This window comes from Coprococcus intestinihominis (assembly GCF_040096555.1).
Classification (GTDB): domain Bacteria; phylum Bacillota; class Clostridia; order Lachnospirales; family Lachnospiraceae; genus Coprococcus_A; species Coprococcus_A intestinihominis.
On sequence record NZ_JBBMEK010000362.1, the window covers coordinates 1 to 2,403 of the forward strand.

The 2,403-nt window shown below is 46.6% G+C and carries 2 protein-coding genes; both read right to left on the bottom strand.

Annotated elements, in window-relative coordinates; translation table 11 throughout:
• On the bottom strand, positions 1-1,476 hold a 1,476-nt coding region (locus WMO25_RS17140; protein WP_349086378.1), incomplete at its 3' end, for an ATP-dependent DNA helicase RecG.
• A 206-nt stretch (positions 1,477-1,682) separates the two neighbouring features.
• On the bottom strand, positions 1,683-2,403 hold a 721-nt coding region (locus tag WMO25_RS17145; protein WP_494337447.1), incomplete at its 5' end, for a DAK2 domain-containing protein.

Here is a 2,403-nt window from a genome sequence, read left to right on the forward strand (position 1 = left end):
CTGGACATTTTCCGCCTCAATATTCTCGCTCTCTTCAACCATCGGACAGACCACGTAAACCTGATGTCCCTGTCTGATCTGCTGCTCAAGAAATCGATAGGCTGTCGGCCGGTAGGAAGTGCCTACCACACAGTTTTTGATTGGCAGTCTGTTCGCCGGCTTCTCATCCACCACTGAAATATCCAAATCGCTGTAAAGAATGATCGCCAATGTTCTCGGGATCGGCGTTGCGCTCATAACCAACACATGCGGCTCCCCACCATTGCTTTTCATCGCCAGCTGTTCCCGCTGTCTGACGCCAAAGCGGTGCTGTTCATCTGTCACGATCAATGCCAGCTTATCATATACAGCCTTTTCCTGAAAGAGTGCCTGAGTACCGATGATGACATCTGCTTCATGATTTTCAATCCGGCTGTACGTCTTCCTTTTGGCAGCCGCCGTCATAGATCCGGTCAGCAGAACCGTTTCTATACCAAATGGTGCATACAATGCCTGCAGGTTCTCATAGTGCTGTCTGGCAAGCACTTCCGTCGGTGCCATCATACAGCTCTGAAATCCTGCCTTCGCTGCCGCAAACATCGCCAATGCTGCGATCATCGTCTTCCCTGAGCCCACATCTCCCTGAACAAGCCGGTTCATAACGACCGGGCTCTTCATATCTTCTTCGATTTCATGCCAGACCCTCAGCTGCGCCTTTGTCAGATGATACGGCAATGATGCGATCAGCTGAGAAACTGCCGCCGATTCCTGAATCTGATAATGATTCTCTATCTGATGATTTTCTTTTTTCAACTGCTTCACCGACAATGCAAAAACAAGAAATTCATCAAAAACCAGTCTTTTTCTCGCCATCCGACATGCCTCTTCATTTTCTGGAAAATGAATCTGTCTCAAGGCATAATTGTATTCTGAAAGCTGATACTGTCTGCGAATATCCGCTGGCAGAGGATCCGGCAGTAGCAGACCGCTGTCCAGAATACTATGCATTGTCTTCATAAAGAAATTCTGGGTCAGTCCTTCCGTCAGACCATACACCGGCTGAAGACTTTTTTGTAGCAGCGCATACTGATCTTCTGTATAAATATCCGGATGATCCAGCATTCTGCGGCTTCCTTTACTTGTAATCTTTCCATAGAGAATAACTGTACATCCCGGTTTCAGCTGCTGCCGTACATAAGGGCTGTGATACCAGACCGCCTGCACAGAAGCATTGCCTGCATGCAGCATCACCGATACAATAGGTGTTCTGCCGCGTTTCAGCAATTTCGGAGTTTCAGAAAAAATCACCCGGTACCCGCTCTGTCTGCGATTGTCATATTCTGTATTCTCTATAGAAACCGGTGTGTCATAGGCATGATATTCTCTTGGGTAATGCTCTGCCATATCCCCCACTGTATAAATGCCGATGCGCGCCAGATGACTTTCTGTTTTTGCACCGATCCCTTTGATTGTTGAAATTCTGTCCCCAGGATTCATCTGTTCTCATCCTCTCCGTTCTCATTCATATGATGTTGGGGTCAAAAGGTATTTTGATCCCTTTGATACCAGATTGCTACGTACTTTGCACTCTCGCAATCCTCATCATCTTCATATCCATATAGCACAAATGACTGCTGCAGTTCTCGCTGCAGCAGTCACTCAGGCTGTTTCATCGTGAATTATAATCTAATGAAGCATCGCTTTTATTCAACAGAAACAACGTAATAATAAATTGGCTGTCCACCCTGATTCAGTTCGACTTCGCAATCCGGATAAGCCTCCTCAAGCTTCTCTGTCAGTTCTTCTGCCTCTTCCTCAGACACATCTTCACCATAATAAATACTGATAATCTCACTGTCTTCATCGACCAGCGCTGCAATTGTTGCCATCGTTGTCTCTGCAATATCTTCACCTACTGCCAGAAGGCCATCATCACCAAGGCCCATAATGTTGCCTTCTTTGATGGTCTTGTCATCAATAACCGTATCTCTGACTGCATAAGTAATCTGACCGCTCTTGACACGCTGCATCTCTTCATTCATTGCCGCTTCATTTTCTTCTGCTGAACTGCCGTTGATGTAATTAATCACAGCTGTAATACCCTGAGGAACTGTTTTGGAAGGGATCACAACAACTGTCTTGCCTTCAACCAGATCTTTGGCCTGCTGTGCTGCAAGAATAATGTTTTTATTATTAGGGAGCACAAAAACAGTCTTCGCATTCACACGCTCAACAGCATCCAGAATATCCGCTGTACTCGGATTCATGGTCTGTCCGCCTTCGATAATTTCATCCACACCAAGCTCCTGGAAAATTTTCTTCATACCATCACCCATGGAAACGGCTACAAACCCCGCCTCCTTGGCCGGTTCTTCCTTCTTCTCTGCCTTCACCTGCATATCCGCCTGAGCTTGGGCAGATGCC